The following is a 15,659-nucleotide window of genomic DNA, read 5'->3' as shown; positions in this document are numbered from 1 at the left end:
GGATCACGCGGGCGCCTCCGGGGGTGGAGAGGAATCGTCGGTGTCGCCGAACATCTGCGCGACGCGCGCCTTGATCTCGGCCGTGGTCATCGACCCTGCCCGGCCCGTGGAACGGACGGGTTCCGGTGAATCGGCAAACGAAGAAGAAGCGGAAGAACTGGAATCTGTGCTCACGATCGGGTGGATCCTTTCAAGCGAAAGCTCGATTCGATCGACTCTCGGACCGGACAACCGCCTCGTTTGTAGACGGGCGGGGCCGGTGTGGGATCGAATCCGAGAAGGCGGGCAACTGGCTGTACCCGAATCCCTCGACGCGACGATCACGCCGCGAGGGGATATCCCCATTACTACCTCCCTCCCAACTTCCCTGCCACTCGGACAAACGCCCAGGTGAACCAAAATCGCTTCCGGCCCACAAGATCAGGAGACATCCTCCGAGGACCCGGGCGGTTTCTCGCTCGGGTGAACCGCTGCTCCAGCCGAAGCGTCCGATGAGTCTGCACCTGCCGGCAGGTCTTACCGACGACCGTTTTGCGACCGGAGGATCAAGGGAGATGAGCATGTCCGCCACATCAGACGCCGACACGAACGACGCCGCTTCGAACAACGCCGCCACATTCGACGTAGTCGGCACCCGGCAGTTCCGCGCACCCGCCGAGGATGCGTGGCGCGCTTGGCACGACCCCACCCACCTGAAGAGTTGGTGGGGACCTCACGGGTTCACCGTTCCGGTGGCCGATCTCGACTTCCGGGTGGGCGGCACCTCGCTCATCGGCATGCGTGCGCCGGCCGAGTTCGGCGGCCAGGACATGTTCACCGCGTGGACGTACCGCAGGATCGAACCGACCACCCTGCTCGAATTCGACCTGACGTTCACCGACGACACCGGTGCTCGGATCGGATCGCCCCCGGGCGTCCCAGCCGACGTACGGCACCTCGTCACTTTCGCACCCGTCGACGGGCAGCAGGGCACGGTGCTGACGGTGACGGAATACGGCTACACGGACGAGGCGGCCCGTGACCAGTCGAAGGCCGGTCTCGAGCAATGCCTCGACAAGATGTCGGCGCTACTGGACGGCAGGTGATCCGGCCAAAAAAAATACCCCAGGTGCGCAACCTCGAAAGGTCCCGCACCTGGGGTTTTCGGTGGAGCTGCCGGGAATCGAACCCGGGTCCTCCGCCGCCTCGCCAGGGCTTCTCCGTGTGCAGTTCGCTATGTCTCTACTTGGATCTCCCGTTCTCGCGAACAAGGCGGGATGACGATCCCAGTCGCTGTTTGATGTCCCATCCGACTCCGCGACCGAGCCGAACGGTAAAGCTCTCTAGTCGATGCCAGGATCCGGGTCGAGAGCAAACCCGGTCTGACAGAGACGCAATCGCTACTTAGGCAGCGAGGGCGTACTCGCGCTGAGTGGTCTCGGCGCTTAATTGGTTGCAGCGACGCTTACGGTGGTCTCTTGCCTGCACCGACACGCTTCCCCTAGCTCAACGTACGCAGTCGAAACCGTTCAGCCCCGCACGTTCCTGCGGAGGTCGTGTGAACCCCGCAGGACTACCTACTGTAGCCATGAATCCGTCTCGTGTCATTTTCATTTCCGAGCCCACTGCTGCGGGACGGAATGAGGCTGCTCACACCGCAGGCGCTACCACTGCCGGACGCGGACCGGAGTCACCCTGACGGGCACCGAATAGTCGTCGCGAAACCGGGCGGGGGTGTAGTCGAGGGAGGCCATCTGCCGCTCGTACTTGTCCACGAAGCGGTTCCAGTCGTCGTCCGGAACCTCGGTGTCGATGACGGCGTGACCCGTGAACACAGCGACGTCGCCGCCGTGTGCGTCGGAGTTGAGGTTGAGGGCCACGCGGGGATCTCTGGCGATATTGGCGAGTTTGTGCGTGCCCGGCTGCGAGAACAGCAGGAAACTTCCGTCCCTCCACAGGAACCACACCGGGGTCGGGACCGGCGTGGACTTCGCGTCCACGGTGGTGAGCCAGATGACCGATTCGTCGGCGAGTCTCCGCGCGACGGTGGCGGACAGGTCGAGGGTATCGGTCATCGGTCGCCTCCCGTTTACTCACCCGGATTCGCCGGCGAGCAGAAACGAGCCCGCAGGTCGCTGTTCCCAACAACCTTCAGGCTACGGTCGGAGCACCGTTACGGGCGGACTTCGAGCAGACTCACGCCGCCACGCTGATGAGCGCTACCGCGAGCGCCGCTGCGAGCATGCCGACGAGCCGGACCCTGCCCACGCGTTCGCCCAGGACGACCATCGCGAGGAGGACGGTCCCGGCGGGATAGAGCGCGGCGACGACGCTCACGAGCGACAACATGCCCTGCTGGTAGGCGAAGATGAGGGCGCCGTTGGCGAGAACGTCGAGCGCACCGATCCCGAGCAGGATCGGCACCATGTCCCGGGTCGGCCACACGACTTTGCGCCAGACCACCGCGATGACGGACCACACGACGAGTGTCGCGGTCAGCCGTGAGGTGACGAGCCCCCACAGCCCGGTCCCTTCCTCGATCTGGCCGAGCGTGATGAACGACAGGGCGAACGCGATGCCCGATCCCACCGTGAACCACGCGACCCTCGCGGTGAAGCGGGGATGTTCGTTGCCGACGACGGTCTCGTCGGATTCCCGGCTGACCAGTGCGACGGCGACGAGCGCAATGGCGATGCCCACGTACGACAGCAGTCCCGGACGCTCACCGAGCGAAATTCCCACGAGCACAGGAATGCCCGCGACGAGGATCGCGGTGAGCGGGGACACGACCGACATCGGGCCGGAGGCGAGCGCCAGGTAGAACCACCAGATCGCGATGCCGCCGGCGATCCCCGAGACCGCTCCCCACCCGAGCGACGAGGCCGTCGGCCCACCTCCGACGAACGGCGCGACGAGGAGCGCCATCACGAGCGAGACGGGGTACGTGACCGCGACGACGCCCAGGGCGCTGGCGCGCCGGGAGGACGCTCCGCCCGCGAAGTCACTGAGCCCGTATGCGAGCGCGGCGACCAGCGCGAGCGCAACCGCGATCAGCGGCGCATACCCTTCACGCGCCGTCCGAGTTCGCGGGTCACCTCGCGTTCGGCGGTGCGGCGGGCGAGATCCTGCCGCTTGTCGTAGTCCTGCTTACCGCGCGCGAGTGCGAGTTCGACCTTGACCTTGCCGTCGGAGAAGTACATCGACAGCGGAACCAGCGTCTGGTTACCTTCGCGGGTCTTGCCGACGAGTGTGTCGATCTCGCGTCGGTGCAGCAGCAGTTTGCGGGTGCGGCGCGGCGCGTGGTTCGTCCAGGTGCCGTGCCCGTATTCGGGGATGTGCAGCCCGCGCAGCCACACCTCGCCGTCGTCGACGGTCGCGAACGCGTCGACGAGCGACGCTTTGCCTTCGCGCAGGCTCTTCACCTCGGTTCCCACGAGGGCGATGCCCGCCTCGAAGGTGTCGATGATGGCGTAATTGTGACGTGCCTTGCGGTTGGTCGCGATGACCTTCCGGCCCTTTTCCTTCACTTACAGGCCCTTCCGGTCCTCGAACGGTCGATACAGAACACAGTCCAGCATAGGAACCGGGACAAACGGTTATTCACGCACGTACAGGCGGAGGGTCACGTACGAGGTCAACGCGGCCATTCCCACGCCGACGAGCACGAGGAACGGGGCCACCAGCAGGATGTCGCTGTCGGTGATCCGGGCGACGATATTCGCGTCGTACACCTCGGAGAGCATGCCGTCGACGAACACGCTCTTGGCGGTGAACAGCCCGGCGATCGCCAGGGCCGCACCGACGATCGCTGCGACGACGGCTTCCAGCAGGAACGGAAGCTGGGTGTACCAGCGGGTCGCGCCGACGAGCCTCATGATGCCGACTTCGGTGCGTCGCGTGAACGCCGCGATCTGCACCATGTTCGCGATGAGCAGCACGGCTGCGATGGCCTGGATCGTGGCGATCGCGAAGGCGGCGTTCCGGATACCGCCGAGCACGCCGAAGAGTCGCTCGACGAGATCCTGCTGGTTGAGGACGCTGTCGACGCCGGGGCGCGTCCCGAACTCGTCCTGGATCAACGCGAACCGGTCCGGGTCCGACATCTTGATCTTGAAGGATGCGGGGAAGCTGTCGGCGCTGACCAGTTCGGCGAGTTCGGGCTGGTCGGCGAAGACGCGGTCGGTCGCGTCGGCGACGGCATCGTCACGACTGAGGTACTGCACCGACACGACGTCCTCGGTGTTCTCGATGTCGCTGCGCAGCGTGCTGCAGAGTTCCTGTTCACATCCGGGGTCGAGCGAGGAGATGTCTTCGGTGAGGAACACCTGGACCTCCACCCGGTCGAGGAAGATCTGCTGCGTCTTACCCGCCATCTGGACCACCAGCAGACCGGCGCCGAACAACGCGAGAGAGATGGCGGTGGTGAGGATCATCGCGATCGTCATGGTGAGGTTGCGGCGCAGGCCGGTCGTGACCTCGCTGAACAGGAAACTGGCACGCATCGGGGTGGGGATCCTTCGGTTGCCGGATGGAACGCGGAGCAGGACTCGGACTAGCGGCCGACGCCGTAGACGCCGCGTGCGTCGTCCCGGACGAGGCGCCCGAGATCGAGTTCGACGACCCGCCGCCGCATCGAGTCGACGATGTGGTGATCGTGGGTCGCCATGAGGACCGTGGTTCCGGTGCGGTTGATGCGCTCGAGCAGCAGCATGATGTCCTGGCTGGTCTCGGGGTCGAGGTTGCCGGTGGGTTCGTCGGCCATCAGCACGAGCGGACGGTTGACGAAGGCCCGCGCGATGGCGACACGCTGCTGCTCACCGCCGGACAGTTCTCCGGGAAGCCGGTCCGCCTTGCCCGACAGTCCGACGAGTTCGAGGACCTCGGGGACGGTGCGCTCGATCACCGACCGGGGCTTCCCGATCACCTCGAGCGCGAACGAGATGTTCTCGGCGACCGTCTTGCGCTGGAGGAGCCGGAAGTCCTGGAACACGCACCCCAGGTTCTGGCGCAGCTTCGGCACCCGGCGACCTGAAAGTCGATTGACGTGGAAGTCCGCCACGTGGATCTCGCCACTGGTGGGCCGGTCCTCTCGCAACAGCAGTCGCAGGAACGTCGACTTCCCGGAGCCGGACGGTCCGATGAGAAACACGAACTCGCCCTTCTCCACCTCGACCGACACGTTGTCGAGGGCAGGACGCGTGGACGTCTTGTAGGACTTGGACACATTCTCCAGCCGGATCACGACGCCATGCTAGCCGTTACCCGACGGTGACCTACTGTCCCGGCTCACCCGTTCCGGGAGTGTCGCTCTGCTCGTCCACGGTCGGGAGTCCCGGAATCTGCAAGTCGAACGGCATCTGCCGGGTCGTGGTCGTGGTCCCGGTCGTGGGCGCCGACGGATTCTGCGGCGGCGTGGTCGTCGGCGCGACCCCCGGATTCGGCGGCACGGTCCCCGTGGTCGTCGACGGCACGGTCGAGTCGGGCACGAAGCTTTCCGTCGGCGGAACCGGGGTCACCGACGGTTCCGGTGTCGACGGGGACGGCACGAACGGAACGTAGGGCGTCTCGGAGATTATCACGGCCGACGGTGGCGCCTCAGCGGGCTTGTCCGGCTGATTGAGGAACAGGTAGAGCACCCACAGCGCGAGCCACAGCACGCACAGGCCCAGCGTCGCGGTGCGGACCTTGCCGCCCAGCAGATGCGACGGTATCCGGGACCAGAAAGGCTTTTCGCCGCTCACGGGGCCTCCGACCGATCGACGACACTCGCGGTGCCGAGTTGCGGGGTGACGGTGATCCCCTGGACCCGCAGAGCACGCGCGATCCGTGCACGGAGCAGGCGACCGACCTGGAACTGTTTACCGGGGAGCGTACGAGCCACCATCCGGACGCTGAGCTGATCGACCTCGAGGCTTTCGACGCCCATCACGCTGGGTTCGTCGAGGAGCAGTTCGCGTACGCGGGTGTCGTTGTACGCCGCGACGCCGACCTCGCGGAGGATGTCGGTGACGTCGGAGATGTCGGCGCTGACCGGAATCGGCACGTCGACCACGGCGCGCGCCCAGTCCTTCGACAGGTTGACCGCCTTGTTGATCTGGCCGTTCGGCACGATGATGACCTCACCGGCGGTGCTCCGGACCCGGGTGACCCGCAACGTCACGTCTTCGACGGTGCCGACGGCGTCCTCGGAAGCACCCGTGACGGAGATCTGCACGGTGTCGCCGAACCCGTACTGACGTTCGGTGATGATGAAGAAGCCGGCGAGGATGTCCTGGACGATGCGCTGCGCCCCGAAACCGAGCGCTGCACCGATCACCGTCGCCGGCGCGACCAGGCTGCCGAGCGGCAGGTCGAGGTGGTCGAACACCTTCAGCGTCGCGATGATGTAGATGAACGAGATCAACATCCACGTGATGACCTGCGCCATCGAGTGGCGATGCTTTGTGGCCTCCGATCGCACCAGGTCGTCGGATTGCTCGTAGGTCTCGTCGATGCGCCGGGTGATCCGCTCGCCGCCCCAGGACACGAACCGGGCGATCAGTGTCGCACCGAGGACGGTCAGGACGATCAGCAGCCCGTTGCTCGAGAGCCAGTCGAGGAGACTACTCCCGGGAAACACCACGCGACCGCCTCTCACCCCTCATCACGACTTCTGTTCCTCCCGCATCCGCCAGCGGATCCCGGCTTCGAGGAAGCCGTCGATGTCGCCGTCGAGTACAGCGGACGGATTGTTGACCTCGTACTCGGTACGGAGGTCCTTGACCATCTGGTACGGATGCAGCACGTACGAGCGCATCTGGTTGCCCCACGAGCTGCCGCCGTCGCCCTTGAGCGCATCCATCTCGGCGCGCTCTTCCTTGCGCTTGCGCTCGAGCAGCTTCGCCTGCAGCACGCGCATCGCGGCGACCTTGTTCTGCAGCTGCGACTTCTCGTTCTGACAGGTCACGACGATGCCGGTCGGGATGTGGGTCAGGCGCACCGCGGAGTCGGTGGTGTTGACCGACTGGCCACCCGGGCCGGACGAGCGGTAGACGTCGACGCGCACGTCGTTCTCGTCGACCTCGATGTGGTCGGTGGTCTCCACCACGGGAAGCACTTCGACCTCTGCGAAGGACGTCTGACGACGGCCCTGGTTGTCGAACGGGCTGATCCGCACGAGGCGGTGGGTTCCCATCTCGACCGAGAGCGTCCCGTAGGTGTACGGGGCCTTGACCGTGAAGGTCGCGGACTTGATGCCCGCTTCTTCCGCGTAGGACGTGTCGTAGACCTCGACGCCGTAGCCGTGCTTGTCGGCCCAGCGGATGTACATGCGCATGAGCATCTCGGCCCAGTCCGCGGCGTCGATTCCGCCGGCGCCGGCGCGGATGTTGACGAGGGCGTCGCGCTGGTCGTACTCGCCCGACAGCAGCGTCCGCACCTCCATCGCCTGGATGTCGACCCGCAGGCTTGCGCGTTCGGCGTCGGCGTCGGCGTGTGCCGCGACGGCGGCGTCGCCCTCTTCACCTTCGGCCAGCTCGTAGAGCACCGGCAGGTCGTCGAGCCGCTCGCGCAGGTTCTCGACGCGCCGCAACTCGCCCTGCGCGTGCGACAACTCGCTGGTCACCTTCTGCGCGTGCTCCTGGTTGTTCCACAATTCGGGGTCCGCGGCCTGGTGCTCGAGTTCGTCGATCCGGCGGCGCAACTCCTCGACGTCGAGGACGGACTCCACGGTGCGGAGGGTCGTATCGAGTTCGGCCAGGTCTGCGGAAACATCGGGGTGCACGATTTTCAAGGGTAGCCGCTAGCGTTTCCTTCATGCCCACCGACTACACCGCAGATCTGGACCTCGCCCTCCGCCTCGCAGACGACGCGGATGCGATCACCCGCAACCGCTTCGGCGCGCTCGACCTCGAGGTCGACGACAAGCCGGATCTGACTCCCGTGTCGGACGCCGACCTCGCTGTCGAACGGTTGGTGCGTGAGGTTCTCGAAGCCGAGCGCCCGGGTGACGCGGTGCTCGGTGAGGAGTTCGGCGGTGACGCGGTGTTCTCGGGCCGCCAGTGGGTCGTCGATCCGATCGACGGCACCAAGAACTTCGTGCGGGGCGTCCCGGTGTGGGCGACATTGATCTCGCTGCTCGACGACGGCGTGCCCGTCGTCGGTGTGGTGAGCGCTCCGGCCCTGAATCGGCGCTGGTGGGCAGCCGCCGGTGCAGGCGCCTTCGTTTCGTACGACTCGGGCGAGCCCCGGCGACTCGCGGTGTCGCAGGTACGCGCGCTCGAGTCCGCGTCGCTGAGCTTCTCGAGCCTGTCCGGCTGGCGCGAGCGCGGACTGCGGGAGCAGTTCGTCTCCCTCACCGACGAGGTGTGGCGGGTGCGTGCGTACGGCGACTTCTTCTCGTACTGCCTGCTCGCGGAAGGTGCGCTGGAGGTCGCGCTCGAACCGGAGGTATCGCTGTGGGACCTTGCCGCATTGGACGTGCTGGTTCGCGAGGCGGGCGGGCGGTTCACGAACCTCGAAGGTGCCGCCGGCCCGCACGGTGGGAGTGCCATCGCAACCAACGGACACCTGCACGACGAGGTTCTCGCGCGCCTGCGGTGACGACGTGACGGGGCGATGCGGCCAGGGGGAACTTACCCAGTAGTAGACATCACACCTTACTCAGAAGTAAGATCGGTGATCGTCCGCTCCCGCATCGAGAAACCTCTGGTGATCATGAGCAAGCAAGACAGCGTGCCCCGGAACACACCTCGCCGCGACACCTCCGCCGTCGGTCTCAACCCGTTCAAACGCGACGCGATGGGGGCCGCGATGCGCGTGCTCACCCGGATCACCGGGTCCGAGCTCGCCGACCGGTACAACATCCGCCAGACCATCGACCGGGTGACGTACCAGTCCACCAAGACGGGGTTCAAGACCCTCGGCGCCGCGACCCGAACCTTCAAGAAGGTGTCGGGCGGCAGCGCGCCGCAGCGATTGACGACGGCGAAGAACGCCGATTTCTTCGACCTCACCCCCACCGACGACCAGCAGATGATCACCGACACGGTGCGCGAGTTCGCCGCGGAGATCATTCGGCCGGCCGCCTACGACGCCGACGCCGCTGCGGCCGCTCCCGCGGATCTGCTCGCGCGCGCCGCCGAACTCGGCATCACCATGGTCAACGTCCCCGAGGCGTTCGACGGTGTCGCCACCGAGCGTGGCGTCGTCACCAACGCGCTCGTCGCCGAGGCACTCGCCCACGGTGACATGGGCCTGGCGCTTCCGATCCTCGCGCCCAGCGGTGTGGCCGTCGCGCTCACCCAGTGGGGCACCGACGAGCAGCAGCAGACCTACCTGCCCGCCTTCGCGAGCGAGGACGTGCCGCAGGCATCGGTGGTGGTCGCGGAGCCGCGCGCGCTGTTCGACCCGTTCGCGCTGGAGACCAAGGCCGTGCGCTCCCCCAGCGGCTACCGCCTCAACGGCGTCAAGGCACTCGTGCCGGCCGCCGGCAGCGCCGAGTTGTTCATCGTCGCAGCCGAACTCGACGGCAAGCCGTCGTTCTTCATCGTCGAGGCCAAGAGCAAGGGTGTGGTCATCGAGGCCGACCCGAGCATGGGCCTTCGCGCCGCGGGCCTCGGACGCCTGCTGCTCGAGAACGTCGCGGTCCCGCAGTCCGGCCTGCTCGGTGACGAGAACCCGGACGTGCGCGCCGAGCAGTACGCCGACGCGGTGCGACTCTCGCGCCTCGGCTGGGCGTCGCTCGCCCTGGGCACCTCCCAGGCGGTGCTCGACTACGTGATCCCCTACGTCAACGAGCGGCACGCGTTCGGCGAACCGGTCAGCAATCGTCAGGCCGTGGCGTTCATGGTCGCCGATATCAAGATCGAACTGGACGGCATGCGCCTGGTGACGCTGCGGGGCGCATCCCGTGCGGAGCAGGGTCTGTCGTTCGCCCGCGAGGCTGCGCTCGCCCGCAAGCTCGCGACGGACAAGGGCATGAAGATCGGCCTCGACGGTGTGCAACTGCTCGGAGGCCACGGTTTCACGAAGGAACATCCCGTCGAGCGCTGGTACCGCGACCTGCGTGCCATCGGTGTCGCCGAAGGCGTCGTCCTCATCTGAGCGGCCCGATCCGAACAAGGAACCTGTGATGATCAATCTCGAACTTCCCAAGAAGCTCAAGGCTTCCGCGAACCAGGCCCATCAGGTCGCCGCGCAGATCTTCCGCCCGATCTCCCGCAAGTACGATCTCGCCGAGCACGAGTACCCCGTCGAACTCGACACGATGGCGGCGATGGTCGAAGGGCTCAACGACTCGGGCCAAGGCACCGCAGGTGCGACCCTCGGTCGCGACGCGAAAGCCAAGTCCGACAGTGCGTCCGGAAACCTCAACGGCGGCAACATGGCCGGGCTCCTCAACGTCATCGAAACCTGCTGGGGCGACGTGGGTCTGACCTTGTCGATCCCCTATCAGGGCCTGGGCAACTCCGCCATCGCGGCCGTCGCCACCGACGAACAACTCGAGCGTTTCGGCAAGGTGTGGGCCTCGATGGCGATCACCGAGCCCGGATTCGGTTCCGACTCCGCCGCCGTGACCACCACCGCCGTGCTCGACGGTGACGAATGGGTCCTCAACGGCGAGAAGATCTTCGTCACCGCCGGTGAGCGGTCCACGCACGTTGTCGTATGGGCGACCGTCGACAAGTCCAAGGGCCGCGCCGCGATCAAGTCGTTCGTCGTCCCGCGGGAGGCGCCGGGCCTGAGCGTCGCACGCCTCGAGCACAAACTCGGCATCAAGGCGTCCGACACGGCGGTCCTGCTGCTCGACAACTGCCGCATCCCGAAGGACAACATCCTCGGCTCACCCGAAGTGAACGCCGAGAAAGGTTTCGCCGGGGTCATGCAGACCTTCGACAACACCCGCCCGATCGTCGCGGGTATGGCGATCGGTCTCGGCCGTGCGGTGCTCGAGGAGTTGCGCGCCATCCTCAAGGACGCCGGAGTCGAGGTGTCCTACGACGTGCCCGCCAACAACCAGCACGCCGCGGCCGCCGAATTCCTTGCACTCGAGGCAGATTGGGAGGCCGCGTATCTGCTCGCGCTCCGCGCGACGTGGATGGCGGACAACAAGAAGCCCAACTCTCTCGAGGCGTCGATTTCCAAGGCGAAGGCAGGTCGTACCGGTACGGCCGTGTCGCTCAAGGCGGTCGAACTGGCCGGCACGTACGGGTATTCGGAGCGCCCGCTGCTCGAGAAGTGGTCGCGCGACTCGAAGATTCTCGACATCTTCGAGGGCACCCAGCAGATCCAGCAGCTCATCGTCGCGCGACGCGTGCTGGGCAAGACGTCGGCGGAGTTGAAGTAGCCTGCTCCTCAACCGAACAGACCGACGGGCGGCACCACGAGGTGCCGCCCGTCGGTCGTCTCGGGGGGATCAGCGGGCGCGGAGTGCGTCCAGGATGTGCGGGCGTGCCCGCCACAGTTCCTCGGACCAGTACGGCCAGCTGTGGGTACCGACGTTCGGGAAGTTGTACGCCGCACCGATACCCAGGCTGTCCAGGCGGGCCTGGAACGCCCGGGTGGTCGCGAGCGACAACGCTTCGAGTCCCATGCCGTTGGCGGTGTTCACGACGTCGACCATGTTCTCGACGTGGTCGGCGTATCCGGGGATCCCGCTGCCTGCGGAGATGTACATCGGCAACCCGCGCAGGCTCTCGGCCTGAGTGAACGGGTCGTTGCGCGCCCACGACTCGTCCCAGGGCGGCCCGTACATGGCATCGACGTTGTAGAGGCCGGCGTCGAGCATCGCGATCCGGATCGCGGAGCGCATGCCCGGAGCATTGAGCCACAGGTAGCCGGAGAAGGATGCGGCGAACTTGAACTGGTCGCGGTGGTGCGCCGCGACGTTCAGCGCCGCCGTGCCGCCCATCGACAGTCCGGCGATGCCGGTGCGGGTGCGGTCGACCCCGCGCGCGGCGAGCGCTGCGGGCAGGTGACGGGTCAGGAACGTCTCCCACTTGTACGTCACGCTCTGCTGGTTGAAGTTGCTGGCGTTGTACCAGTCGCTATACCAACTGGACTCGCCGCCCACCGGCATCACGAGCGTGACGTTGTCGAGCGCGAACTGCTCGAAGGCGTTCGTCTCGAACGACCAGGCGTTGGCGTCCGGGCGGGCACGCATGCCGTCGAGCAGGTACAGCGCCGCGCTGCCGCCGCGCTTGGCCCACTGCACCTGGCACTTGATCGGGCCCATCTCCGAGTTCACCCAGAGCTCTTCGTACCCTCCCGCGGGTACGGCCTTCGCGACTGCCGGCACCGACGTGGTCATGGCTGCGGCGCCGGCGAGTCCGGCTGCGCCCGCGAGCGCGGTCTTGAGCATCGTTCGTCTACTGAGCGAGGAATTGTCGGAGCGGGTCACGCGGAGCACCTGCACCCTTTCTGTGGGCGTGTTGCCCACGGACGATCGGTCGAGTGTTCTTCGAGTACATCGGCGCCCGTTGCGCCCGTATTACCCGGATACATGCGCCTCGCCGCATAACTCCTGTTCACGAAGATGCTCCAGTGAGATGTCCCACGACCACCCCGGGGGTGTGGCGCGGCCGCCGCGCGCAAATTCGGACATTCCGCCGTGTGTGATACACATCACTACTAGGGTGTGAGCAAACCCCCATCCTTGTTCGAAGCCGAAAGGGCCACCGATGCCGGTGCTCGATCTCAAGAATGTCCGCGGTGCCGTCGACGGCATCACCGATGCAGTGGGCGCCCTCGCCGTGATGCGACGGGCAGGACTGCTCCACTTCCCTCGGGTCGACCAAAGCCTTGCCACCATGGCGGCCGCCCGGAAGTACGGGCCGTTCGCCGGGCCGGTGCACGCCCACGCGGGCCGAAGTCCGAACGTGCCCGCGATCGTCGACGAACGGGGCGAGGTCACGTACCGGCAACTCGAGGACTGGTCCAACGCCCTCGTGCGGGCGTGGCAGAACGACGGCATCACACCGGGGTCGTCGATGGGCATCATGGCACGCAACCATCGCGGACTCGTCGTCACGATGCTGGCAGCCGCGAAACTCGGCGTACGGCTGGTGATGATGAACACCGGGTTCGCACCGCGTCAACTCGCGGAGGTAGCCGAACGCGAGGATGTCACGAGTTTCGTGTTCGACTCCGAGTTCGCCGAGGTGGCGGCCGCGCTGCCCGACAGCGTGCACCGCTACGTGTCGTGGGCGGACGAGGAGGTGCCCGGCGTTCCGACCCTCGAAGAAGTGATCGAGGGAATCGACTCCTCGTCGCCCCCGGCGCCGACGGTCTTCGGGGGATTCGTTCTGCTGACCAGCGGCACGACCGGCACCCCGAAGGGCGCGCCGCGCGGTCGCACCTCGCCGCTCGCCTCTGCCCAGTTCCTCGACCGGGTACCGCTGCGTCCGGGTCAGACGATGCTGATGGCTGCCCCCGCATTCCACGGGACCGGAGTGTCGCAGTTCGCGATAGCCCTCGCGCTGGGTCAGACGATCGTGATGATGCGACGCTTCTCCCCCACCGAGACGCTGAGGCTGATCGACCGGCATCACGCGAACGTGCTGGTGGTGGTGCCCACGATGCTCCAGCGAATTCTCGACCTCGGCCCCGAGAAGATCGCAGAGTACGACACGTCGAGCCTCGAGATCATCTTCTCCGCCGGCTCGGCACTGTCCCCCGACGTGTGCCGCCGCACGCGCGAGTCCTTCGGGGAGGTCCTGCACAACCTGTACGGGTCGACCGAATGTGCCGTCGCCACCGTCGCGACGCCCGAGGACATCCGACTCGCTCCCGGCACTGCCGGACGACCTCCCGTGACCTGCCGGGTGTCGCTGTACGACGCCGACGGCACCCGCATCACCGAACCCAACGCCGTGGGCCGCATCTTCGTCGCCAGCGGCCTGAGCTTCGCCGGGTACACCGACGGCCGGGACAAGGAGCGCATCGACGGGATGCTCTCGATCGGCGACCTCGGCCACTGGGACGAGCAAGGACGGCTGTTCGTCGACGGTCGCGACGACGACATGATCGTCTCCGGTGGCGAGAACGTCTATCCACTCGAAGTCGAGAACCTGCTCGCCGAACGCGACGACGTGTTCGACGTTGCCGTCGTCGGCATTTCGGATCCCGAGTTCGGGCATCGCCTCCGAGCGTTCGTCGTGCCGTCGCCGACGTCGGCGCGCGACCCCGAAGACATCAAGTCCTTCGTACGGTCCAACCTCGCGCGGTACAAGATTCCGCGGGACGTGATCTTCCTGGACGAATTGCCGCGCAATGCGACCGGGAAGCTGTTGCGCCGGGTGCTCGTCGAGATGGATCCGCCGGGAACAGGTGCCGACGAAGGCGCTTCCGCCGCACCCACGGGCTGATCGGCGGTACACAACGTTCAAGGCCCGGGAATCACATATGATTCCCGGGCCTTGTCGTGGTAGCGGGGACAGGATTTGAACCTGCGACCTCTGGGTTATGAGCCCAGCGAGCTACCGAGCTGCTCCACCCCGCGTTGCATGATCGAACCTACAGGAGCGCTGAAACGGAAAGCAAATTGCCGGGGCACCATGCCTACGACAACGCGATTTCGCGTCGGTACGCGTGAGGCGAACCACCGTCCACCCATGACCTCCGACACATAACGCTCCGGTAACGATCTTGGCTTACCCAGACAACACGCCGCGCCTACCTGCGAAGACGCAGATTTCTTTTCTCACAAAGTGGATTTCAGCCGTAACAATCCGCGGGATGAACGGGCCGGAATCCTTTTGTACCTTCGGTGCCGGTTCGAACGGAACCACCACCGGCCCGCCGTGTCGACTCTGGCGAAGACCCGGTGGCGACGACAGTCCGACGGGGCAGAGTGCGCGGCCGCACCGCCCCGGATCGGGCACCACCGAATGCACCGATCTCGCGGGCCCACGCGGTCTGCGAGCGCGAGGAGGTTCTCCACACCGATGACCAAATTGTTCAGCAAACGCACCGTCGGCGCTGCCCTTGCCACCGGGGTCCTGGCCACCGTTCCGCTCGGTCTCGCCACGGGTACCGCGTCCGCTGCCACCCACAACTGGGATGCGGTCGCGCAGTGCGAGTCCGGTGGTAACTGGTCCATCAACACGGGCAACGGCTATTACGGCGGTCTGCAGTTCTCGCAGAGCACCTGGGAGGCCAACGGCGGCACCGGCATGCCGCACCAGGCATCCAAGGAGGAGCAGATCCGCGTCGCCGAGAACACCCTCCAGACGCAGGGTCCGGGCGCATGGCCTGTCTGCGGCCAGTACCTCACCGAAGCGCCTGCGCCGACCCCGGCGCCCGCCCCGGCGCCCGAAGTTGCTCCGGCCCCGGCTCCCGCGCAGGAAGCTCCGGCCGTCCCGGTCGAGGTGCAGCCCTACGTCGACGCTGTCGCGCCCGTCCTGCCTGCCGAGGTGCAGCAGTACGTCGACGTCGCACGCTCCGTCGACCCGGCCCAGGTCCAGCAGTACATCGACGTCGCGCGCAATGTAGCCGTGCAGTACGGCTACGGAGAGCAGTTCGACCAGGTCGTCGCGGCCCTGCCCGGCGTCTGATCGAATGTCCACGGCGTCCGCCGTACGAGACGAAGCGGGGCCCCGCGGTAGAGGCGGTTTCAAGGGGTCGACGCAACACCGCTGTTAGTTGGTGGTGATTAGATCACGCAGACGCTCGGCTGGGGTATCCCAGCCGAGCGTTTTGCG

General features: G+C 66.4%; 16 protein-coding genes, 1 tRNA gene and 1 other RNA gene. 6 read left to right on the top strand and 12 right to left on the bottom strand.

The window, feature by feature from the left end; translation table 11 throughout:
* Positions 1 to 3: 3 nt before the first annotated feature.
* Positions 4 to 174, bottom strand: a complete 171-nt coding sequence (locus AC0B44_RS20265) for a hypothetical protein (protein ID WP_471904561.1) — start codon at positions 172 to 174, stop codon at positions 4 to 6.
* A 386-nt stretch (positions 175 to 560) separates the two neighbouring features.
* On the opposite strand from AC0B44_RS20265, the gene AC0B44_RS20260 reads away from it, so the two are divergent.
* A complete protein-coding gene (locus AC0B44_RS20260) occupies positions 561 to 1,085 on the top strand; it encodes an SRPBCC family protein (protein WP_471904560.1) in 525 nt (174 codons plus the stop codon).
* 59 nt (positions 1,086 to 1,144) lie between these two features.
* Here the strand turns inward: AC0B44_RS20260 and ssrA are convergent.
* From ssrA to prfB, 9 genes are all read right to left on the bottom strand, one after another.
* Positions 1,145 to 1,516, bottom strand: a transfer-messenger RNA (tmRNA) gene (gene ssrA / locus AC0B44_RS20255).
* Positions 1,517 to 1,643: 127 nt separating this feature from the next.
* Positions 1,644 to 2,054 (bottom strand): TIGR03667 family PPOX class F420-dependent oxidoreductase, encoded by a 411-nt coding sequence (locus tag AC0B44_RS20250; protein ID WP_471904559.1) that lies wholly within the window; start codon positions 2,052 to 2,054, stop codon positions 1,644 to 1,646.
* Positions 2,055 to 2,175: 121 nt separating this feature from the next.
* On the bottom strand, positions 2,176 to 3,033 hold the full coding sequence (locus tag AC0B44_RS20245; protein ID WP_471904589.1) for an EamA family transporter: 858 nt from the start codon (positions 3,031 to 3,033) through the stop codon (positions 2,176 to 2,178).
* Positions 3,030 to 3,506, bottom strand: a complete 477-nt coding sequence (gene smpB, locus AC0B44_RS20240; RefSeq protein ID WP_072699659.1) for an SsrA-binding protein SmpB — start codon at positions 3,504 to 3,506, stop codon at positions 3,030 to 3,032. Before smpB ends, AC0B44_RS20245 begins: the two co-directional genes overlap by 4 nt.
* A gap of 69 nt (positions 3,507 to 3,575) precedes the next feature.
* The gene (ftsX, locus tag AC0B44_RS20235) at positions 3,576 to 4,481 is read right to left on the bottom strand and encodes a permease-like cell division protein FtsX (RefSeq protein ID WP_471904558.1); all 906 of its coding nucleotides are present in this window, start codon (positions 4,479 to 4,481) and stop codon (positions 3,576 to 3,578) included.
* Positions 4,482 to 4,531: 50 nt separating this feature from the next.
* Entirely contained in the window at positions 4,532 to 5,221 is a 690-nt protein-coding gene (ftsE, locus tag AC0B44_RS20230; protein ID WP_471904557.1) for a cell division ATP-binding protein FtsE, read from the bottom strand.
* Positions 5,222 to 5,252: 31 nt separating this feature from the next.
* A complete protein-coding gene (locus tag AC0B44_RS20225; RefSeq protein ID WP_471904556.1) occupies positions 5,253 to 5,720 on the bottom strand; it encodes a hypothetical protein in 468 nt (155 codons plus the stop codon).
* Positions 5,717 to 6,601 (bottom strand): mechanosensitive ion channel family protein, encoded by an 885-nt coding sequence (locus tag AC0B44_RS20220; protein ID WP_378528711.1) that lies wholly within the window; start codon positions 6,599 to 6,601, stop codon positions 5,717 to 5,719. The genes AC0B44_RS20225 and AC0B44_RS20220 overlap by 4 nt, the downstream gene beginning before the upstream one ends.
* Before the next feature lie 21 nt (positions 6,602 to 6,622).
* Complete coding sequence (gene prfB, locus AC0B44_RS20215; RefSeq protein ID WP_471904555.1) at positions 6,623 to 7,741, bottom strand: peptide chain release factor 2; 1,119 nt, start codon at positions 7,739 to 7,741, stop codon at positions 6,623 to 6,625.
* Between the two features lie 32 nt (positions 7,742 to 7,773).
* On the opposite strand from prfB, the gene hisN reads away from it, so the two are divergent.
* The 3 genes from hisN (at position 7,774) to AC0B44_RS20200 (ending at position 11,305) form a co-directional block, all read left to right on the top strand.
* On the top strand, positions 7,774 to 8,559 hold the full coding sequence (hisN, locus tag AC0B44_RS20210; protein WP_378528713.1) for a histidinol-phosphatase: 786 nt from the start codon (positions 7,774 to 7,776) through the stop codon (positions 8,557 to 8,559).
* A 108-nt stretch (positions 8,560 to 8,667) separates the two neighbouring features.
* The gene (locus AC0B44_RS20205) at positions 8,668 to 10,062 is read left to right on the top strand and encodes an acyl-CoA dehydrogenase family protein (protein WP_471904588.1); all 1,395 of its coding nucleotides are present in this window, start codon (positions 8,668 to 8,670) and stop codon (positions 10,060 to 10,062) included.
* 28 nt (positions 10,063 to 10,090) lie between these two features.
* Positions 10,091 to 11,305, top strand: coding sequence for an acyl-CoA dehydrogenase family protein (locus AC0B44_RS20200; RefSeq protein WP_471904554.1), 1,215 nt, complete (start codon positions 10,091 to 10,093; stop codon positions 11,303 to 11,305).
* A gap of 69 nt (positions 11,306 to 11,374) precedes the next feature.
* On the opposite strand, the gene AC0B44_RS20195 is transcribed toward AC0B44_RS20200, so the two are convergent.
* On the bottom strand, positions 11,375 to 12,319 hold the full coding sequence (locus tag AC0B44_RS20195; RefSeq protein ID WP_471904587.1) for an alpha/beta hydrolase: 945 nt from the start codon (positions 12,317 to 12,319) through the stop codon (positions 11,375 to 11,377).
* A gap of 319 nt (positions 12,320 to 12,638) precedes the next feature.
* Here AC0B44_RS20195 and AC0B44_RS20190 point away from each other — a divergent pair, with 319 nt between their 5' ends.
* Positions 12,639 to 14,324 carry an acyl-CoA synthetase gene (locus tag AC0B44_RS20190; protein WP_471904553.1) on the top strand — a complete coding sequence of 562 codons (1,686 nt, stop codon included), beginning with the start codon at positions 12,639 to 12,641 and terminating at the stop codon, positions 14,322 to 14,324.
* 57 nt (positions 14,325 to 14,381) lie between these two features.
* Here the strand turns inward: AC0B44_RS20190 and AC0B44_RS20185 are convergent.
* A tRNA-Met gene (locus tag AC0B44_RS20185) sits at positions 14,382 to 14,458 on the bottom strand.
* 445 nt (positions 14,459 to 14,903) lie between these two features.
* On the opposite strand from AC0B44_RS20185, the gene AC0B44_RS20180 reads away from it, so the two are divergent.
* The gene (locus AC0B44_RS20180; RefSeq protein ID WP_471904552.1) at positions 14,904 to 15,512 is read left to right on the top strand and encodes a transglycosylase family protein; all 609 of its coding nucleotides are present in this window, start codon (positions 14,904 to 14,906) and stop codon (positions 15,510 to 15,512) included.
* Positions 15,513 to 15,659: the final 147 nt, after the last annotated feature.

The sequence above is a fragment of the Rhodococcus sp. NPDC019050 genome (assembly GCF_055664235.1).
Note: the sequence above shows the minus strand (reverse complement) of the source record. Positions and strands in the feature narration are given on the sequence as shown.

Coding starts and splice junctions, on each gene's coding strand:
- ftsX (WP_471904558.1), bottom strand. CDS start 4,481: ATGCGTGCCAGTTTCCTGTTCAGCGAGGTCACGACCGGCCTGCGCCGC.
- AC0B44_RS20250 (WP_471904559.1), bottom strand. CDS start 2,054: ATGACCGATACCCTCGACCTGTCCGCCACCGTCGCGCGGAGACTCGCC.
- hisN (WP_378528713.1), top strand. CDS start 7,774: ATGCCCACCGACTACACCGCAGATCTGGACCTCGCCCTCCGCCTCGCA.
- AC0B44_RS20260 (WP_471904560.1), top strand. CDS start 561: ATGTCCGCCACATCAGACGCCGACACGAACGACGCCGCTTCGAACAAC.
- AC0B44_RS20190 (WP_471904553.1), top strand. CDS start 12,639: ATGCCGGTGCTCGATCTCAAGAATGTCCGCGGTGCCGTCGACGGCATC.
- AC0B44_RS20195 (WP_471904587.1), bottom strand. CDS start 12,319: ATGCTCAAGACCGCGCTCGCGGGCGCAGCCGGACTCGCCGGCGCCGCA.
- AC0B44_RS20200 (WP_471904554.1), top strand. CDS start 10,091: ATGATCAATCTCGAACTTCCCAAGAAGCTCAAGGCTTCCGCGAACCAG.
- AC0B44_RS20180 (WP_471904552.1), top strand. CDS start 14,904: ATGACCAAATTGTTCAGCAAACGCACCGTCGGCGCTGCCCTTGCCACC.